22 protein-coding genes are annotated in these 25624 nt (G+C 32.1%); 5 read left to right on the forward strand and 17 right to left on the reverse strand.

Features of this window, described 5'->3' with window-relative positions; all coding sequences use genetic code 11:
• The first annotated feature begins 62 nt into the window (after positions 1–62).
• Complete coding sequence (gene lplA, locus HNR33_RS09135; RefSeq protein WP_429082589.1) at positions 63–1055, forward strand: lipoate--protein ligase; 993 nt, start codon at positions 63–65, stop codon at positions 1053–1055.
• Between the two features lie 384 nt (positions 1056–1439).
• Here lplA and HNR33_RS09140 read toward each other — a convergent pair whose 3' ends face one another.
• The 16 genes from HNR33_RS09140 to HNR33_RS09215 all read right to left on the reverse strand — a co-directional run bounded on the left by HNR33_RS09140 (position 1440) and on the right by HNR33_RS09215 (position 18782).
• Positions 1440–1568, reverse strand: a complete 129-nt coding sequence (locus tag HNR33_RS09140; RefSeq protein ID WP_429082592.1) for a DUF6019 family protein — start codon at positions 1566–1568, stop codon at positions 1440–1442.
• A 483-nt stretch (positions 1569–2051) separates the two neighbouring features.
• A complete protein-coding gene (locus HNR33_RS09145) occupies positions 2052–2252 on the reverse strand; it encodes a hypothetical protein (protein WP_429082595.1) in 201 nt (66 codons plus the stop codon).
• A 264-nt stretch (positions 2253–2516) separates the two neighbouring features.
• Complete coding sequence (locus HNR33_RS09150; protein ID WP_429082695.1) at positions 2517–3698, reverse strand: IS701 family transposase; 1182 nt, start codon at positions 3696–3698, stop codon at positions 2517–2519.
• 493 nt (positions 3699–4191) lie between these two features.
• Positions 4192–5574, reverse strand: coding sequence for a dihydrolipoyl dehydrogenase (lpdA, locus tag HNR33_RS09155; protein ID WP_429082598.1), 1383 nt, complete (start codon positions 5572–5574; stop codon positions 4192–4194).
• Positions 5575–5589: 15 nt separating this feature from the next.
• Positions 5590–6882, reverse strand: a complete 1293-nt coding sequence (locus HNR33_RS09160; protein WP_429082601.1) for a dihydrolipoamide acetyltransferase family protein — start codon at positions 6880–6882, stop codon at positions 5590–5592.
• A gap of 14 nt (positions 6883–6896) precedes the next feature.
• On the reverse strand, positions 6897–7874 hold the full coding sequence (locus HNR33_RS09165) for an alpha-ketoacid dehydrogenase subunit beta (RefSeq protein ID WP_429082603.1): 978 nt from the start codon (positions 7872–7874) through the stop codon (positions 6897–6899).
• A complete protein-coding gene (pdhA, locus tag HNR33_RS09170; protein ID WP_429082605.1) occupies positions 7874–8962 on the reverse strand; it encodes a pyruvate dehydrogenase (acetyl-transferring) E1 component subunit alpha in 1089 nt (362 codons plus the stop codon). Before pdhA ends, HNR33_RS09165 begins: the two co-directional genes overlap by 1 nt.
• A gap of 145 nt (positions 8963–9107) precedes the next feature.
• Positions 9108–9800, reverse strand: coding sequence for a response regulator (locus tag HNR33_RS09175; protein ID WP_429082607.1), 693 nt, complete (start codon positions 9798–9800; stop codon positions 9108–9110).
• The gene (locus HNR33_RS09180) at positions 9793–11376 is read right to left on the reverse strand and encodes an ATP-binding protein (protein ID WP_429082609.1); all 1584 of its coding nucleotides are present in this window, start codon (positions 11374–11376) and stop codon (positions 9793–9795) included. Before HNR33_RS09180 ends, HNR33_RS09175 begins: the two co-directional genes overlap by 8 nt.
• On the reverse strand, positions 11376–11729 hold the full coding sequence (locus HNR33_RS09185) for an FMN-binding protein (RefSeq protein WP_429082611.1): 354 nt from the start codon (positions 11727–11729) through the stop codon (positions 11376–11378). Before HNR33_RS09185 ends, HNR33_RS09180 begins: the two co-directional genes overlap by 1 nt.
• Before the next feature lie 95 nt (positions 11730–11824).
• Entirely contained in the window at positions 11825–12568 is a 744-nt protein-coding gene (locus tag HNR33_RS09190; protein WP_429082612.1) for an ABC transporter permease, read from the reverse strand.
• Positions 12558–13316 (reverse strand): ABC transporter ATP-binding protein, encoded by a 759-nt coding sequence (locus HNR33_RS09195; RefSeq protein ID WP_429082614.1) that lies wholly within the window; start codon positions 13314–13316, stop codon positions 12558–12560. The genes HNR33_RS09190 and HNR33_RS09195 overlap by 11 nt, the downstream gene beginning before the upstream one ends.
• Before the next feature lie 57 nt (positions 13317–13373).
• Complete coding sequence (locus tag HNR33_RS09200) at positions 13374–14234, reverse strand: UbiA-like polyprenyltransferase (RefSeq protein WP_429082617.1); 861 nt, start codon at positions 14232–14234, stop codon at positions 13374–13376.
• The gene (locus HNR33_RS09205; RefSeq protein WP_429082619.1) at positions 14215–15660 is read right to left on the reverse strand and encodes a menaquinone biosynthesis decarboxylase; all 1446 of its coding nucleotides are present in this window, start codon (positions 15658–15660) and stop codon (positions 14215–14217) included. Before HNR33_RS09205 ends, HNR33_RS09200 begins: the two co-directional genes overlap by 20 nt.
• A 21-nt stretch (positions 15661–15681) precedes the next feature.
• On the reverse strand, positions 15682–16653 hold the full coding sequence (locus tag HNR33_RS09210) for a polyprenyl synthetase family protein (RefSeq protein WP_429082621.1): 972 nt from the start codon (positions 16651–16653) through the stop codon (positions 15682–15684).
• A gap of 251 nt (positions 16654–16904) precedes the next feature.
• A complete protein-coding gene (locus HNR33_RS09215; protein ID WP_429082624.1) occupies positions 16905–18782 on the reverse strand; it encodes an FAD-dependent oxidoreductase in 1878 nt (625 codons plus the stop codon).
• 400 nt (positions 18783–19182) lie between these two features.
• Between HNR33_RS09215 and HNR33_RS09220 the strand changes: the two genes are divergently transcribed.
• The 4 genes from HNR33_RS09220 to HNR33_RS09235 all read left to right on the forward strand — a co-directional run bounded on the left by HNR33_RS09220 (position 19183) and on the right by HNR33_RS09235 (position 24493).
• Positions 19183–20244 carry an FAD:protein FMN transferase gene (locus HNR33_RS09220; RefSeq protein WP_429082626.1) on the forward strand — a complete coding sequence of 354 codons (1062 nt, stop codon included), beginning with the start codon at positions 19183–19185 and terminating at the stop codon, positions 20242–20244.
• A gap of 19 nt (positions 20245–20263) precedes the next feature.
• A complete protein-coding gene (locus tag HNR33_RS09225) occupies positions 20264–21214 on the forward strand; it encodes an ABC transporter substrate-binding protein (protein WP_429082629.1) in 951 nt (316 codons plus the stop codon).
• 64 nt (positions 21215–21278) lie between these two features.
• Positions 21279–23204 carry a peptidase U32 family protein gene (locus HNR33_RS09230; RefSeq protein WP_429082631.1) on the forward strand — a complete coding sequence of 642 codons (1926 nt, stop codon included), beginning with the start codon at positions 21279–21281 and terminating at the stop codon, positions 23202–23204.
• 11 nt (positions 23205–23215) lie between these two features.
• On the forward strand, positions 23216–24493 hold the full coding sequence (locus HNR33_RS09235) for an aspartate aminotransferase family protein (protein ID WP_429082633.1): 1278 nt from the start codon (positions 23216–23218) through the stop codon (positions 24491–24493).
• Positions 24494–24553: 60 nt separating this feature from the next.
• Here HNR33_RS09235 and HNR33_RS09240 read toward each other — a convergent pair whose 3' ends face one another.
• Complete coding sequence (locus tag HNR33_RS09240; RefSeq protein ID WP_429082636.1) at positions 24554–25441, reverse strand: hypothetical protein; 888 nt, start codon at positions 25439–25441, stop codon at positions 24554–24556.
• Positions 25442–25624 lie beyond the last annotated feature (183 nt).

Raw genomic sequence — 25624 nt, forward strand, 5'->3', positions numbered from 1 at the left:
ATTTGATATGTATTTTTTATGGGTATATTAATATTAATAACATTAGTAAAGGATGTGTTTACATGATAAGCATAAAAAATGATTCAAACAATCCATACTTTAATCTTGCATTAGAAGAATATGCACTAAAATATCTTGATTTAAATGAAGATATTATTATAATGTGGCAAAACGAGCCAACTGTAGTAATAGGAAGAAATCAAAATACTATTGAAGAAATCAATAGTAAGTTTATAAAAGAAAATGATATTAATGTGGTAAGACGACTTTCTGGAGGAGGAGCTGTATTTCATGATTTAGGTAATCTTAATTTTACCTTCATCACTTCTAGTCACGAAAACAGTGTTAATAACTTTAAAAAGTTTACTAAGCCTGTAATCGATGCGTTACATAAGCTAGGTGTAAATGCAGAGTTCTCTGGTCGTAATGATATAACTGTTGATGGTAAAAAGGTTTCTGGTAATGCACAATACTATTATAAGGATAAGATGCTTCATCATGGTACTATTCTATTTGATGCAAACCTTGATATATTAAAGGATGTACTAAATGTAAAGCTAGATAAAATAGAATCAAAGGGTATTAAATCAGTTAGAAGCAGAGTTTCTAATATCTACCCTTATTTAGAAGAAAAAATGAGTGTAACTGAATTCAAGGATACAATTCTTAAATTTATGCTTGGAACTAATGATATAGAAAGTAATCAATACATTCTAAATGATGAAGATTTAAGTAAAATAAATAAAATAATGGAAGAAAGATACCTTACATGGGAATGGGTATATGGAGAATCGCCTAACTTCAACCTTCAAAAGACTAGAAGATTTGCAGGTGGAAACCTTGACTTAAGACTAGATGTTCAAAACGGTATTATAAAGCAATGTAAAATATACGGAGACTTTTTTGGTCAAAATGAGCTCTCAGAGCTTGAAGAGCTTTTAGTCGACAGTAAGTTTGAAGAGCAAGCAATTAGAAACATTCTCCATTCTATAAATTTTGATGAATATTTCTACGGAATTACTATAGACGATTTTATTGACTGCATGTTCTACTAAAATTTAAAATTGTATAAAATAAGTTAATTTGTCTATTACAAATATAAACAGTGCAAATTTTTAAATAGGACAATAAAAACTCCACTCTTTTCATAGAGGATAAAATAGTTATATCATATATTATTTGGGATAAATAAATGGATCAGCAAGTATTTAAACTTAACTGATCCATTCTATTTTATAAAGAATTATGTTTGTTACCTCTTTGGTGTTAGTATATTATCAAGAACAGTTCAAGTTATTGTATTTATATATAATTACTTATATTTCATTTTGTTATCAAAAATTTTATCTTTTATATTACTTCCTTTTTTATCATAAAAAGTAACTTTTAAATTATTAAAAGTATAAAACTATAGGATATTAAACTAGATACTAAAAACATTATTTTTTATAGAATCCTTCTCTCTTCAATTCTTTTAATGCTTCTTTGACCCCTATTTTAACAGCTACAGTTATTATTGCAAAAAGAGTTATTCCAACTATAATTAGACTACCCAAGTTTTGTATCATTTAGTTCACTTCCTTCCTTATATTAGTATAATTTCCACAGAAGTAAATGATTCCCTTCTTTTGTGAGCATTATTCTTGTGAATTTTACGAAATTATCTTAAGTAATATTCACATTATTCTCACAGTTATAAAATATATTAAGGAAGCTTTTATGAAACTCATTTAACAGAAAGTTTATATTAAGGAAAGCTAGAACTTCCCTAGGGTTATAAAAAAGAATCCAAAACATTAATTTTGGTTCAACCTTAAATTTTGTGATAGATAATGCACTTACCTTGTCAACAGTTAGTTTACAGGAAAATAATTGATTTATTTTCCATGGAATTGGAAACACAGATATTCCTGTATTTCATTAAAACTCCTATGTAGTATAAATAGAATTAATAATTTAAAAGACATGAAATAATAAGTTTAACTCTTTACTGAAAAAGAAAAAGCATGAAATACTCGATAAAAATTCGAATATTTTATACTTTTTTTAGTTTAAACATAGATTCGCTTTTTCAGTGCATCCGAATTACCTGGGGTTTTTTTTATATAAAACAATAAGTTTATAATTACAATTATAGGTGCTAGTTTATAAAGAGCCATATCTTTTGTTATAAAAAGTATTAAAAGAGGTATTACTATTGCTAATTTATAAATTATACAACTTTCTTTTAGATACTTTTTGAATTTATTCATTAAATCACCTCTTTTCATTTCTAGCTTTTTTAGGTAGTTAGAACAGACTAGATAATTCAACTTGTTTAGATACCTAAAAGGTTTTATAATAACATCTATTCCTTATATTCACCATAATTTATTATACCATAAATTGTAATGATATAGGAGTATTTGTAATAAATGCAAAAAGCTATAAATTAATTGCTAAATAAATTTATTTAAATACTATAAATGAGTGTTTTTGATAGAATAATTTTCCATCAACAAAGCTTATACTTCTCCCTATGCAATTTTCAAGGTTTTTAAAATATCAGATAGTGGTACATCAGCTTGAGCTTTTTCATAGACCCAACGAATCTTGCATTCTTCAACTTCACTCCGTACCTTCTTTAAACCTTGACTAAAACCAAGGGTAGTACCTTTAATTTCTAGTTCACAGTAAATGTAGGTAAGCACTACTAATGCCATATAGCGTTTGATACCTTTTGTACTTCTGATTTGATATTGATCAAACCCAAGATAGCTCTTGCTTTCTCTAAAGAAGGTTTCTACGGGCCAACGTTTAATGTAATAATTCAAAAGTTGTTTTTCTGACATTTTGATATCTAAGCTGATATAAGTTTTCATTGCCTTTTCATTATAAAGAGCATCTTTTGGCCAACTAATAACTATTTTTGCCTTTTTTGCGCTATTGATCTTTCCTAGATAGGTATACGTGTAGTATGTTTTGCCACCAACTGTCACCAAGTTGAATTCATGCATTTTAAGCGTCTTTGCAAAAGCTCCTATCTGTATACCTTTCTTTCTATGGCCTCTTGGGTAAATAATTCTGTTGGATTTAAAAGCTCCTAGATAACTGTATCTTTGATTATGAGCTACCTCGAAAAGCTTTTTACAAGTATACCAGCTATCTCCCAAAACATACCCTTTATCTACAGGTTTAGGTAAATCTTTGATTATACTTTGGGCAATTTCATTCTTACTCATCTTGTCCTTATTATAGAGGACGATGTCAAAAAGAACTACAACATTATTGCATCTTAGCATAACTGTTACAAATTGATGTCCATAAACCATTTTACCTTTAAGATGTGACTTGTGAAAAAAGCAACCTTGTATAGTATTTTGCACCTTTGACGAGGGCATAGTCTTTTCACAGATTGTATCATCAATAATGACATAAATAGGCTGTTTAGTTGCTTTAGCGATCTGCCAGATGCGTTTTATGGCATGTTCTCTTATTGCATGAAGTAAAAATGTTTCATCCCAGGGACTTTTATTCAAGAAATCAGCAATACTTGTTCTGTGTCTATATGATGTAAGTTGTTCAACATCAGATACTTTACCGTTATAACCTTTAAGCACCATAGATAAAACAAATATAATAATATGTTTAAGTTGAGGTTTTGTAAAAAATAGGTCTAAATCCAGTTTTTTCAGTGCCTTGATTAATTCATTTGTAATCTAGTTAAAGTTATACGTGTATCTCCTTCTGTATATGGACTAGAAAAAGGCTGTAATAGTAAGTTACTCGTTGGTCTATTTTCATAATCTGCATAATTAATTTTTAATTTAGGAGTATAAGTTGTTTCATCTTTTATTTTAACACAATTTCTATAATTTACATATTGGTCATTTGGACTATCCGCAAAACAAATAACAGTACTGTTAAAAATTAGAAAACCTAAAAGTAATATTGAAACAAATTTTTTATATTAATATACTTTCTATAAAAGTAAATTACTTGCTTATTTTTGCGAAAATTTTTTTGTGAATTTCACGAAATTATTTTAAGTAATATTCACATTATTTTCGCTGTCATGAAATATATTTGAACTTAACATAAAAAAAGAATCCAAAATGCTAATTATTATAACAAAATAGTAATTAGCATTTTGGATTACTCTATGACACCACTGTTTTTTTAAATGTCTTTATCAACTCATCTCTATCATTATTATTTTAGCATATGAATTGGACTATCTATGGCTCCATGAGCTGCTTCCATTATTATTTCCGAAAGAGTTGGATGTGGATGAATTGCTTTTGCAAGCTCATGCACTGTTCCTTCAAGCTCCATAGTAGTAACAGCCTCTGCTATCATATCTGTAGCATTTGGAGCTAATATATGAACACCTAATATCTCTCCATATTCTTTATCTGCCACAATTTTTACAAAGCCTTCGCTTTCTCCTTCTGCTAGTGCCTTACCATTAGCACTGAGAGGGAAAGTGCTTACGATAATTTCATGCCCTTTTTCTTTTGCGTCTTCTTCTGTCATTCCTACTACTCCTATTTCAGGAAAGCCATATATACATGAAGGAACTTTTCTGTATTCAATCTTAGAATCCTTTCCTAGTATATTTTCTACTGCAATTATTCCTTCTGCAGATGCAACATGTGCTAAGAGATACTTACCGTTTACATCTCCAATAGCATATACTCCTTTTACACTTGTTTCTAATCTTTCATTAGTTACTATGCCTCTTTTATCAATTTCAAGACCTAGCTTTTCTAAACCATTTATGTTAGGAGTTCTTCCTACACTTATAAGAATCTTATCTCCAGTAAACTCTTTGCTTTCACCCTTAATATTAACTATTACTTTGTTGTTATCTATTTTTTCTATAGATGCACCGTATACAATCTTTACTCCATTGCGTTTGAGGATTCTAGCCATTGTCTTGCTAACATCCTTATCAATGCTTGAAAGTATACCTTCTGATCTTTGGAGTATTGTTACATTGCTTCCAAGAGAGTTATATAATGTAGCAAACTCAATACTTACTACACCTGCACCTATTACTATAAGCTCTTTAGGAATCTCACTTAGCTCTAGTATGCCTTTGCTTGTTAGTACATATCCATTTTCAATAGCTTCTTTTATTCCATCAATATTGGGTATTCTAGGAGATGAACCAGTTGCTATAATAAGATTTTCTACATGCAAAGTTTCTTCATTTACCTTAATAGTGTTTTTATCAATGATTTCACCGTAACCATCGTATATATCTACACCGTTTTTCTCAAGCAGCATCTTAACGCCACCAGTCAGTCTTTTTACAACTTGTTCTTTTCTTTTTTGCATATTGGGCCAATTTATAGTTATAGTGTTCTTATTCTCTATATCAATACCGTATTTTTCTGAATTAAGAATATTCTCATACACCTTGGCATTCTTTAAAAGTGTCTTTGTAGGAATACACCCCCAGTTCAAGCATACTCCACCTAATTCATTTTTTTCTACAATAGCAACTTTGGCTCCCATTTGTGCTGCTTTTATTGCGGCTACATATCCACCTGGACCAGCTCCTATTATAACTATTTCATATTGTTTCATCGACTGTACACCTCCCTAGCTTAATAGCAATAGCATAGGATTGCTAAGGTATTCTTTTAGCTTAATTAAAAATCTTCCTGCATCTGCTCCATCTATAATTCTGTGGTCTATACTAAGTGATACTGGCATCATGTCTCTTATTACGATTTCATCGTCAACAACAACAGGCTTTTTAGCAATCTTACCTATTCCTAATATTGCGCTCTCTGGATATTTAATAACAGGAACACCATATGTTGAGCCTAATGCCCCATAATTCGTAATAGAGAATGTTCCTCCACTTAGCTCACTAATACCTATAGTCTTGTTCCTAGCCTTTTCAACAATGCTTTCTAACTCTGACGCTATCTGTAGTATTCCTTTCTTGTCAGCATCTTTAATTACTGGAACCATTAATCCGTCTGGTGTATCTGTTGCGATACCAATATTATAGTATTTTTTTAATATTATCTCTTCATTCTTTCCATCAAAGCTGGAGTTAAAAACTGGGAACTGTTTCATAGCTAATACTACAGCTTTTATAACAAATGGCATATATGTTAAGTTTACACCTTGCTCTCTAGCCATTTCCTTTTGTTCTTTACGAAGATTTACCAGAGCTGATACATCAAAATCATCCATTGTTGTTGCATGTGGAATAATTGATTTTGACAACACCATATTTTCTGCAATAGTTTTTCTTAGTCTTGAAATAGGAACTCTTTCCACCTCACCACTAACCTTAATTTCATGAGCCTCAGCTGACGCTTTATAGAAAGTATCACCAACAGGTTGGATAAACACATCTTGTTTTTTAACTGTACTTTCTTTAGCCTTATAAATATCTTCCTTCATTACTCTTCCAACTGGACCAGTTCCTTTTATAGTGTTTATATCTATGCCTAAATCCTTAGCTAGCTTTCTTGCAACTGGAGTAGCTAAAACTTTCTTATCACTAGTAGATCTTTCAGTTTCTTTACCCTCTTCGCTGCTTTCAATAACTTCTGATGATACTTCTATTTCTCCAACAACTCCGGCACCTTTTTCATCTTCGCTTAATACTTTCTTTTCTTTGCTCTCAGTATTTGTTTGACTTCCATCATCTATTTTAACAACGACATCTCCAACATGAATAACATCACCTACATCTGCCATTAACTTCGCAATCTTTCCATTCACAGGAGATGGTATATCAGCATTTACCTTGTCAGTTTCTACTAGAAAAAGAGTATCTCCTTCTTTTACAACATCGCCTTCTTTAAACATCCATTTTAAAAGCTTTCCTTCGTGTATTCCTTCTCCTATATCTGCAAATCTAAAATCATACATCTAATCACCTCCAATTAAAAACTCACTAATTCTTTTATTTTATCTGATATTTGCTTCGGTTCTATTATAAAGTGATGCTCGCCTTTTGGTAGGGGTATTGTTATATCAAACCCAGTTAATCTAGTTGGTGGTGCTTCTAGATATAAGAATGCACCTTCATTAACTATTGAAATCAATTCAGCACCTGGTCCAAATGATTTAACAGCCTCATGAACAACTAAAAATCTTCCTGTTTTTTTAACTGAATCTATTATTGTTTTCTTATCAATAGGTGATATTGTTCTAAGGTCTATTAGTTCGACGCTAATTCCATCACCTTCTATATCTTTAATAGCTTTCTGCACTTCTCTAACTAGTGCTCCCCACGCTACAACTGTGATATCCTTTCCAGTTTGCACAATTTTAGCTTTTCCTATTGGCACTGTATAGTCTTCTTCGGGAACCTCTTGTTTAAAAGCTCTATATATTCTTTTAGGCTCTAGGAATATTACTGGATCTGGATCTCTTATTGCGGATAAAATCAATCCTTTTGTATCATAAGGAGTAGATGGAATAACTACCTTTAATCCAGGAATATGTGCAAATAAGGTTTCTGGACTCTCTGAGTGGTGCTCAAGAGCTCTTATTCCACCTCCATATGGCATCCTTATGACCATCGGTAAATTATATTTTCCTCTTGTTCTATTTCTCATTCTAGCTACATGAGCCACAATTTGATTATAAGCTGGAAGCATGAATCCTGAAAACTGCATTTCAACTACAGGTTTAAGTCCATTTATAGCCATACCAACAGCACTTCCTACTATCCCAGCTTCAGCTAACGGTGTATCAAAGCATCTATCCTTTCCAAACTTCGCTTGAAGTCCTGCTGTTGCTCTAAAAACCCCTCCTTCAAATCCAACATCTTCTCCATACACTATTACAGATTTATCTCTTTCCATTTCCTGCTCTAACGCCTTTGTCAAAGCTCCTATATTATTTAGTAAAGCCATTATTTCACACCCTCCTCTTCAATATACTTTTTATATTCTTCATATTGCTCAATCAGGTTTGGAGTCATTTCAGAGTATGTGAATTTAAAAATATCTTCTAAAGGCACTAAGCCTGAGTTCTCCACTTTCTTGAATGTGTCGCCTACATGGCTTTCAAATTCTTCAATCTGTTTTTGTTCCTTTTCTTCACTCCATAAACCTTTATCTATCAGGTATTTCTTAAATCTTATAAGTGGATCCTTAATACTCCATTCATCTACTTCTTTATCATCTCTATATATTGTAGGATCATCTGATGTTGTATGTGGTCCTAATCTATATGTCACTGCCTCTATGAGTGTTGGACCTTCACCATTTCTTGCCCTATCAATAGCCTCTTTAGTAGCAGCATAAACTGCTAAAACATCATTACCATCAACTTGGATTCCGGGTAATCCATAGGCCACAGCTTTTTGAGCTAATGTCTTAGCCTTTGTCTGTGAGCTTCTAGGCACCGAAATAGCCCATTGATTGTTCTGTATTATAAAAACAGTTGGTGTGTTAAAGGCTCCTGCAAAATTTAAAGCCTCATGAAATTCTCCTTGTGATGTTCCTCCATCACCAACATATGCAATAGCTACGTCTTTTTCTCCTTTTATTTTACTTGCCATAGATATTCCAACAGCATGATTCAGTTGAGAAGCTATAGGAACTGATATAGGAAGCATCTTAACATCATCAGGAAACTTACTTCCATTTTCATTCCCATACCAGTAGAGATATATATTTTCTAACGATACACCTTTATATAGCCATGCTCCTATCTCTCTAAAAGCTGGTACAAGCCAGTCAGTTTTTTCAGCAGGAGCAATTGAACCAACCTGTGCAGCCTCTTGTCCTCTATTAGGTGCATAAGTTAGCATTCTTCCTTGGCGCTGGTATTGTAATGCCTTTATATCGGCTATTCTTGATAACAGCATAGTTTTATACATTTCTATCAATATATCTTCTTGTATATTTGGTTCTAAATCTCTTTCAATTACACTGCCTTCTATATCTAATATTTGAAGCATTTTATCTTCAAGTGGATTATATTTGTCAATAAGCATATTAGCAATCCTCCTTACAAATTTTGTTTATTGTGTTATTCCATAAATACCCCACTAATATTTAATAAAACTATAGTTTATTTTTTAACATCTTTATAAACAAAAAGAGATAGCTGCCTTAGCAACTATCTCTTTTAAAGTTATACTAATCTTCTTTTATTTTATATTTGTTCTGAGGTCTTCCAACTTTGCCGTATTCCAGCTCTAGAACAACTTTTTGTTCCTTTTCAAGGAAATCTAGATATCTTCTTGCAGTAATCCTCGAAACACCTATTTTTTTTGCCACCTGCTGAGCAGTAAAGGTTTTATCCTTCATCTCTTCCAAAAAACTTAAAACCTTTTCATAAGTGTATTGACTAAAGCCTTTCATGTCGCCAAGTTCATCAGCGATCTTTTGATTTACTTTTTTTTCATTAAGAATATATTTATCAATATCCTCTTGGTCAAGACAATTATTATTTTCGAGATTTAATTTTCTGTTTTTATACTGAAGCATTGCCTCTTTAAATCTATCAAATACAAATGGTTTTACTAAATAATCAACTGCTCCATAGCGAAATGCTTCCTCAACTGTATCCATACTTCTATCTGCAGTTATAAGAATAACGTCAGATTTTATAGCCTTCATTCGAATCCATTTAAGGAAGTCAAGACCTTTCCCCTGAGGAAAAAATATATCAAGTAACACTAAATCTGGCTTACCTTTTACTATACTCTCTTTTGCTTTTTCTATGGAATTAACGCTATCATATAACGTATATCCTTCTATCCTTTTTAAAAATTTTTCATTAATCTCTCTTACCATAGGGTCATCTTCAACTATAAGAACCTTAATCAAATTTTATCCCCCTTTTCATAGGTATAAAAATATCCCAAGTTGTTCCATCTCCAGTGATAATATTAATATTACCTCCTGCACTGTCAATGATTTTCTTGACAATATTCAGCCCGAATCCTCTATTCCCTACTTTCGTTGTATACCCTCTTTCAAATATTTTATTCTTTACTTCATCTTTTATACCAGGTCCATTGTCTTCAACCCAAATATTAAGTCCAGCATCATCAGAATAAATTTTAACATATATCTTGCCATTCTCAATCTTCACAAGCTCCTCAATGGCATTTTCAATTAAATTTCCTAGAACAGAGCAGATTTCATCAACTGTTATATCTTCTGGTATTTCTTTTAAATGTGAATCTGGGTCTATTACCATATCGATCTTAGATTCTAACGCTTGATTATACTTTGATAAAAGTATTCCTGCTATATGAACATCTTTTATTTTATAAGTCAATGTGCCGAGAATTTCATGTCTTTGTCTAGATAAATCAGAAATATATGTTATAGCCTTGTCATATTCTTCTAACTGTATAAGTCCAGATATTGTATGCAATTTATTCAGAAACTCATGATTCTGTGCTCTTAAATCATAAGTTAACTTTTTAATCCCTGTCAGTTCTTCAGCCATTTGCTTTACTTCGGTAAGATCTTGAAAACTAGATACAACACCAATTACTTCGTTTTTGTGATCACGTAATAATGTATGACTACACAATAGTATAATTTTAGGATTAATCTTTATTTCTTGGTTATAAATAGATTCTTCGTTTTTCAATGCTTCCATAATATCTCGCATATAAGCAGTATCAAAATTATTAATACTTTTTCCGATATCTTCATCGGACAATCCTAATACTTCTTTTGCATGTTTATTAAGTAACAATATATTGCCATCTTGATTTACTGCTATAATACCATATTTTAAACTGTGGAGAATATTGTCTCTCTGTCCTAACAATAGTGCGATTTCCTTAGGTTCAAGACCAAATATAGTTTTCTTTATGTTATATGACAATAGCGCAGCACTAGCTACACCAATAATCAACCCTATTACTAAAGTCATCTTAAAACTGAAAGTATATGAACTGATTTCTTCATATACAGTATTATTAAGAAGTCCGACTAGTACAGCACCTACTTGTTCACCATTGTAATAAATTGGGGCAAATGCTCTTATAGCAGATATTAGAACGTTTCTATCAGCAGATATATATGATTCCCCAGTTTCTAGAACTCTTTCTTCTCCACCACTAATATATTTTTTTCCTAAATCGTATTCTATTGGATACGAGTACTTTATACCATCCATATCCATAACTATGATATATTGAAATCTAGTATCATGCTTAAAGCTTTCAATTTTATCCTGAATAATCCTATAGTCCTTTGTAGTTCCTAGTGTTTCCTTTATAACATCCATAGATGCTATAGTCACTGCTAAGTCCATTGCGTTATTTCCCATTTGTGTTTCAATTGTTTTTTCAACTTGCCTAAAGGTTAGGACTCCTATTCCTCCAATTACAGTCACTAGCAAAATCGTCATAAATAACGTAATTTTATATTGCAGCTTCATTATGATACCGCCTTATATGCTTTCTTCAGTCCATCTTTTATTGCATCAATGAGTCCATGACTTGTATATGAAGCCCCTGCAACTACGTCAACATCAGCACTATTAGTCTTTATAACCTTTTTTGGTATTTTATCATATACAATCTTTGCAAGTTCAGGCATTTCATATTCTTCAATTATTTTTATATCCAAGATAGAATATTCATCTGTTGTAACAATAACTTTTATTGGACCATGGTGGCCTTGTCCTACACCTTCATACTCTCCTGCTTCATATAATACTTTCTCATTCTTGCAGCTTAATAACAGTGATGCAGACATGATTGCTATAAATAGAATAACGGTCTTTTTCATATATATTCCCCCTTACTAAATACGAGCTGCTAGTAAGTTTAAATATTAACCTTATAATTCCATTATAACATGTTTGGCATTTATTTAACACAAAATCATTTCCACTTGCAAATAAGGTTCTCCACAATGTCAATAATTATAAAAAAAGAGAGTCCTATCAAGCTTAAAACAATTATACCTGAATACATCTGGATATAATTAACACGCATCCATGAGTCCATAATAAAGTAACCCATTCCATACTCTGTTCCGAAATTTTCAGTAAAAAACAATACTGATATGGCTGTTCCTATTCCTATTCTTATTGATGTTAGTATAGTTGGTATAATCCCAGGAAGAACTATTTCCTTGACTATCTGGAGATTACTTGCCCCAAGTGAAGTCATGGGGTAATAAACCTCACTAGACATATTTCTGACGTCATCTCTAATGTTAACCACAACTGGAAAAAATGTTATCAATAATATCATTACTATTTTAGTAGACTCACCTAATCCTAAAACCAACATCACTATAGGTAGCAGTGCTATTTTAGGTATGGGATAACTAAAATACATCAGTGGTGAAAATATTCTGTCAATCCGCTCAAAATATCCCATAGCAATACCTAAGGGAACTCCTATAATTAAAGAAAATAATATACCTATAATAATTCTCTTTAAGCTAAACAAAGCATGTACTATGATTTGGCTTTTAAAATCTTTCAGTATGTTCATTAAAATGGTATGCACAGGAGGAAATATATTATTATTAGCTATTAATCCAAATATCTCCCACACTATGACTATAATTAAAAAAGATAAAATGTAATTGATCGTCTTAGTATCTTTAAGCCTCATAATTTTTTACCTCTTTTAAAATATCTCTAAGTCTTTTGTTCATTTCACCATGTTCTTTGTTCATAGCACAGCAAGTCTTCCCGAAAAAAGGATTATCTATTATTTTTACTATTGTCCCTGGAGCTGGTGAAAAAACTGCAATCTTGTTTCCAAGATAAATAGCCTCATTTATATCATGAGTAACTAGAATAGTTGTCACTTTTTTTTCTTTCCATATTCCCATAAACATCTTCTGAACCTCTTCTCTTGTCAATGCATCTAATGCTGAAAAAGGTTCATCCATTAAAATTAATTCTGGAGCTAATAAAAAAGCTCTAGCAAGTGAGACTCTTTGTCTTTGGCCTCCACTTAGTTGCTTTGGATATCTCTTTACACATTCTTCTATTCCAAGTTTTTTGATAATATCATAGTACATATCGCTATCAAAATTATGTTTACCATCTTTAATTTTCTTGGAAAGCAAAATGTTTTTCTTAACAGTTTTCCATTCTATTAGTCCATAATTTTGTGGAATAAACCCAATTCTATTGTTCTTAGGATCAACAGGTTTATTATTAATTAGTGCTTGCCCTTCATAATCTCTGATTATTCCAGCAAGAACCTTTAGAAGAGTAGATTTACCCCCTCCAGACGGCCCAATTATTGCACATATCTGACCATCTTCTATCTCTAGATTTATATTATGAAGAGCTTTAACACATTTATCTTTATTCTTATACTCTACTGATAGATTAGAAATAGATATCATATTATCACACCTAAATTTAGTTTTCTCTTATCTTTTTTATTCATATTCATGGACTATTTACTGATAAACAAATGTATCCAATAAACTAAACAACATAATTATCATACTAACTATTTGATTTATATTATAGGATGCAATTTTCATTTTCTTTTCATTGGCAGGTGATACTATGTAGTGCTCAAGTATCAGTAATATAGCACTAATAAATATCCCAGCTAAATATATCCACCCCATATTCATAATAAAGTAAAGACTAAATAAAAGTAAAACCATTACAAGATGGAACATACTTGAAATAAAAAGTGCATAATTAAGTCCAAATCTAGCTGGAATCGAAAATAATCCATTTTGTCTGTCAAAATCTATGTCCTGTGTTCCATAAATTATGTCAAATCCAGATACCCATAGTGTTACAATTGTAGCAAGAATAAAAGGTGGAAATGCAAACTTTCCTGTAACTGCAAGCCATGCCCCAACTGGAGCACCTGCACATGCTATTCCTAGAATTATATGGCACGCCCAAGTAAACCTTTTGGTATAAGAATAAGTAAAAAACAGTAAAAGTGCAGCTGGTGTGAGCATAAAGCAAAGTGGATTTAGTTTATATGCTGCAAAAATAAATATTATGAAACAAAATATAACTATGCCCCACGCCTCATACTCTTTTACTATACCTTTAGGCATATGACGATTTGCAGTTCTAGGGTTTTTCTTATCTATATCTTTATCTACAATCCTATTTAAAGCATTAGCTCCATTCCTTGCTCCAATCAATGCAACTAATATCCATAGTACAGTATCTAGAGATGGTAATCCTTTTGCAGCCCATACCATACTGATTAATGCAAAAGGAAGTGAAAATAACGTATGGGAGAACATTACTAGTTCCCCATACGTTCTAATCTTCTTTAAAACCATATTCTTTCCACCTCTTATCTACCAATTCTTTGATGTCCTGTGACATCTCAATATCATCCGGCCAAGGTCTCATATGACTTTCTGTTGTCCATTTTTTTGTCGCATCAATACCTAGTCTGTGTCCAAAATGTGCATGATCTGAGGCATGATCCAAAGCATCTAATGGACCTTCAGATATAATTAAATCTCGTTTTGGATCAATGTTGTTGAAAACTTTCCAAGCTACTGTGGATAGATCATGTGGATCAACATTTTCATCTACAATAATAATCATTTTTGTATACATCATTTGTCCTAGTCCCCACAAAGCATACATTACTTTCTGAGCGTGCTTTGGAAATGCCTTTTTAATAGAAACAATGACGCAATTATGAAATACTCCTTCTAAAGGAAAATTCATATCAACTATTTCTGGACACTGAACCTTTATAAGAGGAAGGAAAATTCTCTCGGTAGCTTTTCCTATATAACAATCTTCCATAGGAGGCTTTCCGACAATAGTAGCTGGATATATAGGCTTTTTCTTTCTAGTAATCTTCTCAACATGAAAAACAGGATACATATCAGCCAATGAATAGTATCCTGTATGATCTCCAAATGGCCCTTCAAGCTTCATTTCGTCAAGATTAACGTATCCCTCTAATATAAATTCTGCATTTGCAGGAACATATATATCATTGGTCACACACTTTACTATTTCTAACGGTGACTTTCTTAAAAATCCAGAAAAAATCATCTCATCTATCATTTTAGGAAGCGGAGCAGTAGCAGAATATATAGTTGCAGGGTCGCACCCTAATGCAACTGCAACTGGCATTTTCTTTCCAAGCTTTCTATATTTCTCATATATCTCTCTGCCATCTTTATGCAGATGCCAATGCATTCCTGTAGTTTTTTTATCATAAACCTGAAGTCTATACATTCCCATGTTTTGCTGCCCAGTTTCTGGATCCTTTGTAATCACTAAAGGAAGAGTCATATATCTTCCTCCATCTTGAGGCCAACACTTTAATATAGGTAGTTTGTCCAGGTCAGGAGCTTCTATAACTTCTTGACAAGCTGCTTTAGTTACCTTCTTAGGAAATACTCTTGCAAGTCTTGCAAGCTTAGGAACTGATTTTATTTTATTAACTAATGTCACATAATTAGACATATCCATAAAATCCACTATTGTATCAGCTATCTCGTCTAGTTCCTCTACTTCAAGTCCAAGATTCATTCTTTCATAAGTGCCTAAAGTATTTATTACTAAAGGATATGGTGAGCCTTTAATATTTTTGAATAATAAGGCTTTGCCATACTTTTTAGATACTCTATCAGCTATTTCAGTAATCTCTAAATCACTATCTACTTCTACATCGATTTCATGTAAAAGGTTTTCTTTACTGAGACAATCTATAAAGTCCTGTAAATCCTTATAAGCCATTAAATCCTCTCCTTATGTTTACTAATAGTTTCTGCTTAATAGTTTTTTAACTGCATATCTTATAATCTCTTTTGCCTCACATTCTGGAAGTTTATCGACACTATCAAGTGCCTTCTGTGTGTATTTATCTGCAACAGCCTTAGCCTTTTCTATTCCTTTATATTCTTTTACTAATGAAATCACTTTCATTGTCTCCTCATCATTAAGAGCCTTTTTATCAATTAATTTCAATATTTTTTGTTCTTTATCATTCTCCAATGCATATATGAGTGGCAGCGTATAATATCCTCTCTTTAGATCCCTCAAAGCTGCTTTTCCCAATAATTTAGAATCTCCGTTATAATCAAGTAAATCATCCATTATCTGAAAAGCCATTCCGCTGTTATATCCTATTCTAGCCAGAAGCTTTGAAGTAGATTTGTCACATTCTGCCTCGTTAGCTCCAACATAAAAGCTAAGTGCAAATAATGCAGCAGTTTTACCTGATATTATTCTAATGTATTTTCTAAAGTTCATGTTTTTCCCATACCTGAGGTTGTATTGTCGTATTTCTCCCATACATATCTTAGATATTACCTTTGAAATATTTTTTAAATCTTCCATTGTATAGTCATACTCAGAAAGCATCATAATACACTGACAGAAAAGAAAATCTCCAATATATACAGCATAGTCCTTTCCATACTTGTGCTGTATTGTCTCACATCCTCTTCTCAATTTAGAATCATCAATAATATCATCATGTACTAAAGTAGCTAAGTGTAGCATTTCAATAACTGCAGCTATATTATGAAGCTTTTTTTCATCATAGTTACCAAATTTACTAGCCAGTAACAAAAAGGCGGGTCTTAACATTTTTCCTCCGCCTTCAACCATTGGTAAAATTGATTCTTCTAAGTAATTCTCTCTGGATTTAATGTTTTTCTTTATAATATTTCTAACGTCATCTAATTCATCAATAACTCGAGGGAAATCTTTCCAAAATTTATTCATCTCATCACCTTTATTCATACAATTTAGATTAGAACAGATATTTATAGACATACTATATGGCAGAAAACTATCAGTGTATGTCATTATTTGTATTTTCTTGCATACTATTAGTTATATTATACCGTGATTTAAGCTAAATTGGTATTAAATTGGGACACTTTATAATATTAATATAATTCAAATAAAATTCTCATAAATAATCAAATGTCCTTCTAAAGAAATCTTTAAAAGGACACTTGAATTAATTGCTTTTAATCAATATACAGGTAGGATTTCCTTACCCATCCTATTTTCTTCCATCTTTTCTTTAAGAAAGGTAGTACATAATAATCTAAACCAAATGTACTTCCTGAGCCTCCTATTAAAGCTACTCCTGCAGCTAAATACCATAACATCTCTGTAGGTGCCATTCCAGACGACCATATCATAACACCCATAGCTATAGAAATTATCGATGCAAGGGCACTAAATAAGCCTACTATTAACATTAATCCTACAATAATTTCTGCAATTACCATACCTGCTTGGAACACTTCTGCTAATGTAGTATATCCACCATCACCAGTATAGAAAAATGTATCCATTGACCATTTTACAATATTTTCTATAAAACCTGGTACTGGCAATGCTGTTCCCCATTGAGAAGCAGCTTCTGCTGCTGCCTGACCACCTGCTGAAGCTGCAGCTGTTGCATCTGCTGCTGCTGACGCTCCTGCAGTTGCAGCTGTAGGTGGCGGAGGAATCAAAAATATTTTTGATGGATCTTTAATTATTCCTGGCAACTTGTGTAATCCCTGCTCTAACCATTTGTATCCAACGAACATTCTTAAAGGTAATAACCAGAAATTTGGAGAAGCCTTTGAAAAATATCCGCCTACTAAGCTTCTGTTATCTTTAATATGGAATATCTCATGCATTAAATATGACCAGCATTTATTAAATCCTGCTACTTGGAAGAAATATACGATGTTAATAAAATGCTTAACAAACATTGCAAAGAATCCTGAAAGTCCAAAAAACTTACCTGGCATACCTAAATGTGCTAATCCATACCTTCCACCGATACAAACCATTGCACCATGGAATGCTGGATTGTATGACTTTTTCTCTCCACCTTTAATATCTGCAAAAATATTATGTGCTACTAATGAAGCTGAGTGTTCAGCATTTTCAACCATCTGAGGAACTGGTCTCTTTAATCCCTCAGGCATGTAGAAGATATTATCTCCTACTGCATAAACATTTTCATAATCTAGTGATTGAAGCTTATCGTTAGTAGCTATTCTTTTCCTTCCTTCTTGCTTAAGCTCCATTTTTCCAACTATATCCGAGCCTTCGACACCTGCTGCCCATACTACAGTATTAGTGTCTATGCTACCTTTGTCACCCATTGTAACTAAATCATTGCTGACCTCTGTTATTCCTGCTCCAGTTATGATTTGAACGCCTAATTTTCTAAGTCTTTTTTCTGCTTTATTTATTAATTTATCTGGGAATATAGGGAGAATTTTAGGAAGCGCATCTACTACATATAGTTTGACTTCTTCCTCATCTACATAGAAATCCTTGCAAAGTCTATTTTTCCACTCTGCTAGTTCCCCTATCATCTCAACACCTGTAAATCCCCCACCTACTACTACAAATGTAAGCATTTTCTTTCTTTTCTCTCTATCAGTTTCTTTAACTGCTTCTCTAAACATATTCAATATATGTTCTTTCAAATTTACAGCATCTTCATATGACCAAAGCTTGTGAGTATATTCTTTTGCACCTGGAATACCAAAATAAGTTGGTTGACATCCAGTCCCCACAACAAGATAATCATACTCATAAGAATTTTTTGATGATTTCAATACCTGGTTTTTAAAGTCTAATTCAGTTATTTCGTCAAGTATAACGTTTACCTTACGCTTCTCAAATATTTTTGCTAGTTCAATTCTTATTGAATCCTCTGGCGCTCTATTTGCTGCTACCTCATGAAGCTCAGTAAGTAAAGTTTGATATGGCTTTTTATCTATAAGAGTGATTTCGATGTTCTCATCTTTTTTGAACTTTTTAGCAAGCTTCTTTGCTGTCAATACTCCACCATATCCGCCGCCGAGTATGATTATTTTTTTCGTATCTTGCATACCCTGTCCCTCCTTTTAAATACTCTATAAAAAACATGATAATAAATTAGTGCTGTTTCGATATTTCCCTTAAAATATTCAGTTTTCTTAGTTAAAATTTTATCATAACGCTTTTAAATGTCTATACGTATCTGTTTTTTGGTCATTAGAGATACATTTTGTAAATTTTGTTCATGAATAATTTCATTAAAACTGTCAAAAATATATTTATTTATGATGAAAATTAAATATACTTTGTTTTTCTTTAAACAATCTATTAATAGTGTTATAATAAAAAATATATAGTGCTGTTTCACTTGTATCAAGCTATTTTCCGTTCGATATTTCCTTTCTATTGCATTTTCTTTTCAATTAGCATTTAGTTTCTTCTGTTCCAATTAATTCAAGCAGGAGGTTTTCTATGAGAAAAAATAAAAATTTAGTAATATTTGTGTTAATAATTATGATTTTATCAAGTATTTCTGTAGGATGTAATAAGCAGTCTTCAGATAAACTTCAACAAAATGCACCGTTATCAAAAACTGGCTTCTTCTTAGACACAGTGGTGACTATAAAAATCTATGAGCAAGTGCCAGAAAGTGTTTTTACAGACATTTTCAATATGATTGAGTCGATTGAAAACAAGATGAGCATACACATTAAAAATAGTGAAGTCAGCATGATAAATGAAAAAGCCGGGGTATCATATGTTAAAGTTTCTCCAGAAACATTTTATGTAATAGAACGTGGAAAATATTATTCGTCACTTTCAGATGGACACTTTGACATTAGTATAGGACCATTAGTTCAGCTTTGGGGAATAAACTCTGAAGGTGCTAAAGTACCCACTCAAAAAGAACTCGATACTGCATTAAGCAAAATTGACTATAATAAAGTGCTTCTTAATAAGTCTGACTCAAGTGTAAAGTTAGCTGAGCAAGGAATGATAATTGATCTTGGAGCAATAGCAAAAGGATATGTAGCTGATGAAATAGCAAAGTATTTAAAATCAAAAGATGTAAAAAGTGCTATTATCGATTTAGGTGGCAATGTATATGCCTTAGGAGCAAAAAGTGGTAACGAACCATGGAGTATTGGTGTTCAAAATCCATTTGAGCCTAGAGGCAAGCATATTGGCATTCTAACACTGAAGGATAAAACAGTAGTAACCTCAGGGATATACGAAAGATTTTTCGAGGAAAATGGTAAAAGATATCATCATATACTCAATCCTTTTACTGGTTACCCAGTTGAAAATTCATTAGCTGCAGTAGCAATTGTAGCTGATAAATCTATTGATGCGGATGGTTTATCAACAACAATTTTCTCATTGGGTCTCAAGGAAGGTAGTGCTTTAATTGAAACCCTTGATGGAATTGATGCCATTTTTATTGATAAAGATAAAAATGTATATAAAACTTCAGGTCTAAAAGATGACTTTAATATATCAAATGAAAGCTTTAAATTAAAAGATATTGAATAAAATCAGAGGAGAATTATCAATGAAAAAAAACATAGCAGTTTTTTTATTAATTTTACTAGCAATCTCATTTTCTGTAGGATGTTCTAAAAATATCGAACAGAATACATCCGTAGAAAGTCAGTCAACATTAACTATAGGACTTATGCCAGATGTTGATTCAATACCATTCATTATTGCCGAACATAATGGCTATTTTAAGGATGAAGGATTAAATATAAAAATAGAACACTTCAAGAGTGCCATGGATAGAGATACAGCTATACAGACAGGAAACATAGATGGAGCTATCTCAGATATGCTTGCTGTAGTTTTTTTAAATGACAATAATTTCGATATAAAGATAACATCAAAGACAGATGGCAGCTTTAAGCTTATTTCATCAAAACAGTCAAATATAACTGACTTAAAACAATTTAATAATAATAGCATAGGCATATCTAAAAACACAATAATCGAATATTTAACCGATAGAATTCTTGATGCCAACGATGTAAGTATCGATGCTATAGAAAAAGTTGCTATTCCTAAAATTCCAACTCGTTTAGAAATGTTACAAAACGGCAAATTAGATTCAGCAACCTTACCTGAGCCTCTTGCTAGTGTTGCAATTTCTAATGATGGAAACTTGTTAAATAGTTCAGACCAACTAGGAATCAATCCAGGTGTAATGATTTTTACCAGTAAATCAATAAATGAAAAACCTGATGAAATAAAGGCTCTTTATAGAGCTTACAATAAGGCTGTTCAATATTTAATTTCTAATCAAAAAGAAGATTATATAGATGTCTTAATAAAAGAGGCTGGTTTCCCTGAGATAGTAAAAGATACTTTATCGCTTCCTCAATATACAAATGCAGCAATGCCAGAAGAGAAAGAATTTAATGAGGTCATGAATTGGCTTAAATCTAAGGAGCTTACTAAGAATAATTATTCACTAAAAGAGCTTTCTACTAATAATTTTATTCACTAATTATTTAGGAAGCCAGCATTAGTGTTTTAATATTTACAAAATAACATGAAAAAAGGTGTTCATTATGAGTAGATTTTTTGGAAATCAAGAAGTTGAACTTCTTGCGCCAGTTGGAACTTTTGAAATATTTGATGATGTAATAAGAAGTGGAGCTGATGCAGTATATTTGGGAGGTAAAATCCTTAACATGCGTATGCATAGAAAGGATTACAATTTAACTAATCAAGAGATTGAGAATGCAATTAAATTTGCACACTCATTAAATAAAAAAGTCTATATAACAGTAAATAATCTTTTTAGCCAACATGATTTAGAAGCTGCAAAGGATTATTTATTATTTCTGAACGAAGTAAAGCCTGATGCACTAATCATACAAGATTTTAGTGTACTTGATTTAGTTAAGAGCTTAAATATTGATATTCCTTTACATTCATCTGTAATGATGAATGTTCATAATATAGCAACAATAAACGCTTTAAAAGACTTAGGTGTGACAAGAATAGTTGCATCAAGAGAAATGGATTTAAAAACAGTAAAGCTACTCCAAGCTCAAACAAGCATTGAATTTGAGTATTTCACCCATGGAGATATGTGTATAGTTCATGGAGCTCAATGCCTATATAGTGGTGTTCTATTTGGTAAAAGCAGTAATCGTGGACTTTGTATGAAGCCTTGCAGATGGAACTTTGCCATAAAAAAAGATGGCAAATTGTATCCTTCTGAGTACCCTATGGCTGTAAAGGACATGTATATGTATGAGCATATCCCCGAGATGATAGATGCAGGTATAGTTTCTTTTAAAATTGAAGGAAGAATGAGAGATTCAGACTATCTAATTAGTTTGATTAACAGCTACAGTGACGCTATAAACAGATATATTGATGATCCAATATGCTATGACAGAAAAAAAGGCTCTAAAGTTTTATATGAGCGTAGGAAAAGAGATTTATCAACTGGTTATGCATTTGGAAAACCTGGTCTCTCAAATATTAACAGGCGCTATGAGGGAACTGGTGTGTTTTATAGCCATGGTAAGGTATTTAGCAATCCTGTTGAGGAAATAGAAATATCTGAACAAAGAATAAATAAAATAAAAAACATACTAACTGATAATAGTAAACCAAAAGATAAGCCTTCTCTATCAGTAAAGGTAAATAACTATACGCAAGCTAAAATGGCTATAGAAGAAAATGTAGATTTGATTTATCTATCTGGAGATGTTCTTATACCAGACAAACCTTTTAGTAAAAATGAAATATTAGATTTAATATGCAGTAAAAAGAATTCAAAGATTTATCTTTGTCTACCAAGAATGATGTCAGAAAAAGATTTTGCTGAATATCAGCATCTACTACAGAAAAATGCTCTTAGTATAGATGGCTTGGTTGTAACTAACCTCGGTGCAATACAAGAATTTAATGACTTAGGTATTGAATTAGTTGGAGATTATTGTATGAACATATATAATAACAAGGCTGCAAACTTCTTTAAACAACAAGGTTTATCAGTATCTACACTTTCTATAGAAGCTCCATTAAAGGATGTGATGCATACTGTCATGCACTCAGATATGCCTATAGAGCTTATAGCTCATGGTTCTCCAGTAGTTATGTATCTAGAGCATGATTTGTATGAGAATACAAAAATATTAGATCCCATAAAAGATGAAAACAACAAGCACTTTGACAATAACGTTTTAACTCTAGTAGATGATAAAGGCTTTGAACACCCTGTGTTTAAAGATAATAAGGAAAGAAATCACGTTTTATTGTATAAAGATATATGTTACTTGCCTATATTAAAAGAACTCTATGATACTGGTGTAACACGTTTTAGGATAGAAGGCTGTCATTACAATGTTAGTGAGTTAAAAAGCATTATAAAGATTTACAAAAGAGCATTAGAAAACCTTAATAATTGCAAGGAGCTTTATGATGCTTTAAAGCCTATACATGCTGGATTTACTTTAGGTTCATTTCAGTTTGATTAAGGAGTGATTATGTGAATAGCTATATTGGACCTCAAAAAATTATAGAAAAGAAAAAAGAATTTCTATTTCCTTGCTCTCAACATTTCTATAAATCTCCTCCTCAACTTGTTAAGGGAGAAATGCAATATTTATATGATAGTGAAGGAAAAAAGTATCTTGACTTCTATTCAGGTGTTTCTGTAATGAACTGTGGTCATTGCAACCCTGTCATTTTAGAAGCAACTATTAATCAAATGAAAGCTTTACAGCATACTACTACAATATATCTTACTCAGCCCATAGTAGACCTAGCTGAAAAACTTGCAAATATACTACCAGGAGATATAAAACACTCCTTCTTCTGCTGTACAGGCTCTGAAGCCAATGAAGGCGCTTTATTGCTAGCTCGTTTGCATACTAAAAAGAAAGACTTCATATCATTAAAGGGTGCCCTCCATGGAAGAACTCATTTAACAATGGGAACTACTGGAATCCCTATGTGGAGAGCAGATCCATACTTAGATGGAAGTGTAACATTTGTTCCAAATGCTTATGATGGATCATTGTCCTTAGATGAAGCAGCTAATATATCTTTACAATATATAGAGAACATAATAAAGTCAAATGATGCTAATAAATTTGCTGCTCTAATAGCTGAACCTATACAAGGAAATGGAGGTATCATTACGCCTCCAACTTGGTACTTTAAAAAGCTTAAAGAAATACTCCAAAAGCATAATATACTTCTAATCATAGATGAAGTTCAAACAGGCTTTGGAAGAACAGGTAAGATGTTTGCTATAGAAAACTATGATGTTGTTCCAGATATAATTACTATTGCTAAAGCTTTAGGTAATGGTATGCCAATAGCAGCGTTTTGCACTAGTGATAATATTGCTAGCTCTTTTACAAAGCCTTCAGCTTCAACCTTAGGTGGAAATCCAGTTTCATCTAGAACTGCAATAGCTGTACTAAACTATATAGAAAATAATAAACTCTGTGAAAATGCACATGTATTAGGAAATAAGCTAAAATCTGGATTACTGAAGTTAAAAGAAAAACATCCTATAATAAATGATGTCAGGGGGATTGGACTCATGCTAGGAGCTGAATTGATTAACAAGCATGGAGAACCTGCTACTGAAGAAGCTGACTTCATATTAGAAAATCTTAAAGATAGAGGTATACTCATCGGAAAAAACGGCATTGGAAGAAATGTTCTAGCCTTTCAACCTCCACTTGTCATTAATGATAAAGATGTAGACTTTGTACTTAATATTTTAGATAATGCGCTAGGTTTGATTGGCTAAACAAAACAGCATGGATTTTATCCATGCTGTTTCTTTATATAATTTTATGTTATTTTATATCTATTTTGCTTGGCTTAAGGCTTCTTCTGCTAATTCAAAGAATTCAGCAACCTTAATTGATACTCCAGAAACTACATCAACGTGTCCATCATCATCTGTATAAGTTATGGCTTTTGGATCTTGCTTTTCTAGTAAGAAAGCTTCCATTGTATCAGCTTGTTCATGCCATGGAGTACCGCCTTCTTTCATCACATATTGTCCGTTTGCTGATTGAGTGTTTTTATCATCTCCACCATCTTTATGAGCTGCATTCCAGCTAGCTGCTACTATATTACCATTTATTACTGTAATGTCAACTGTGCTCTTCCAGCCTGAATTTTCACTGAATTCTTTTTGTTCAGCATGATAAGCACCATCTTTGTAAGGTCCTTTTTCTATTGGAGCACTTGCTAAAGCTTGATCTGCTAACTCAAAGAAATCTTTACACTTAATTGATACTCCAGATACTACATCAACATGTCCATCATCGTCTGTATAAGCAATAGCCTTTGGATCTTGTTTTTCAATTAAGTAATCTTCCATTTTCTTAGCTTGCTCATGCCATGGAGTTCCACCTTCTACCATTACATACTCTCCATCTTTAGATAAAGTTTTCTTATCTTTTCCAGCATCTTTATTCGCACCGTTCCAGTCAGCTGCAACTATTTTTCCATCTTTTACTTCGATAGTAACCATGTATTTCCAACCAGTTTTTTCATCAAAGTTTTGCTGAGCAAAGTAAGTACCATCTTGATATTTGCTTTCAGATTGATTTGTATCTGTTGTTTGTTGATTTTCTTGTTGAGTAGTTTCATTGTTAGCAGGTTCTTCTTTTGTACCACATCCTGCTAATAAGCCTGTAGCTACAACTAGTGATAGTCCTAATGCTAAAATACTATTTCTTTTCATTAATAACCCCTCCTAAGTCTAATTAAATAATGATAACGCTTACCTATAATATATTTCCATGACAAACTTTTGTCAATATTGTTGAATTGTTTTGGTCATATTGTTAATTTTTAAATTATATTGTTCATAAAGTTAACAGAATGACGCTATTTTAATAGCGTCATTCTGTTATATGTAAAAAAA

Source organism: Brassicibacter mesophilus, from assembly GCF_050433385.1.
GTDB lineage: Bacteria > Bacillota > Clostridia > Tissierellales > Proteiniboraceae > Brassicibacter > Brassicibacter mesophilus.

Bases quoted from the DNA above. Each gene is read 5' to 3' on its own strand.
- lplA (WP_429082589.1), top strand. From the start codon at position 63: ATGATAAGCATAAAAAATGATTCAAACAATCCATACTTTAATCTTGCA.
- HNR33_RS09140 (WP_429082592.1), bottom strand. From the start codon at position 1,568: ATGATACAAAACTTGGGTAGTCTAATTATAGTTGGAATAACTCTTTTT.
- HNR33_RS09145 (WP_429082595.1), bottom strand. From the start codon at position 2,252: ATGAATAAATTCAAAAAGTATCTAAAAGAAAGTTGTATAATTTATAAA.
- lpdA (WP_429082598.1), bottom strand. From the start codon at position 5,574: ATGAAACAATATGAAATAGTTATAATAGGAGCTGGTCCAGGTGGATAT.
- HNR33_RS09160 (WP_429082601.1), bottom strand. From the start codon at position 6,882: ATGTATGATTTTAGATTTGCAGATATAGGAGAAGGAATACACGAAGGA.
- HNR33_RS09165 (WP_429082603.1), bottom strand. From the start codon at position 7,874: ATGGCTTTACTAAATAATATAGGAGCTTTGACAAAGGCGTTAGAGCAG.
- pdhA (WP_429082605.1), bottom strand. From the start codon at position 8,962: ATGCTTATTGACAAATATAATCCACTTGAAGATAAAATGCTTCAAATA.
- HNR33_RS09180 (WP_429082609.1), bottom strand. From the start codon at position 11,376: ATGAAGCTGCAATATAAAATTACGTTATTTATGACGATTTTGCTAGTG.
- HNR33_RS09185 (WP_429082611.1), bottom strand. From the start codon at position 11,729: ATGAAAAAGACCGTTATTCTATTTATAGCAATCATGTCTGCATCACTG.
- HNR33_RS09190 (WP_429082612.1), bottom strand. From the start codon at position 12,568: ATGAGGCTTAAAGATACTAAGACGATCAATTACATTTTATCTTTTTTA.
- HNR33_RS09195 (WP_429082614.1), bottom strand. From the start codon at position 13,316: ATGATATCTATTTCTAATCTATCAGTAGAGTATAAGAATAAAGATAAA.
- HNR33_RS09200 (WP_429082617.1), bottom strand. From the start codon at position 14,234: ATGGTTTTAAAGAAGATTAGAACGTATGGGGAACTAGTAATGTTCTCC.
- HNR33_RS09205 (WP_429082619.1), bottom strand. From the start codon at position 15,660: ATGGCTTATAAGGATTTACAGGACTTTATAGATTGTCTCAGTAAAGAA.
- HNR33_RS09210 (WP_429082621.1), bottom strand. From the start codon at position 16,653: ATGAATAAATTTTGGAAAGATTTCCCTCGAGTTATTGATGAATTAGAT.
- HNR33_RS09215 (WP_429082624.1), bottom strand. From the start codon at position 18,782: ATGCAAGATACGAAAAAAATAATCATACTCGGCGGCGGATATGGTGGA.
- HNR33_RS09220 (WP_429082626.1), top strand. From the start codon at position 19,183: ATGAGAAAAAATAAAAATTTAGTAATATTTGTGTTAATAATTATGATT.
- HNR33_RS09225 (WP_429082629.1), top strand. From the start codon at position 20,264: ATGAAAAAAAACATAGCAGTTTTTTTATTAATTTTACTAGCAATCTCA.
- HNR33_RS09230 (WP_429082631.1), top strand. From the start codon at position 21,279: ATGAGTAGATTTTTTGGAAATCAAGAAGTTGAACTTCTTGCGCCAGTT.
- HNR33_RS09240 (WP_429082636.1), bottom strand. From the start codon at position 25,441: ATGAAAAGAAATAGTATTTTAGCATTAGGACTATCACTAGTTGTAGCT.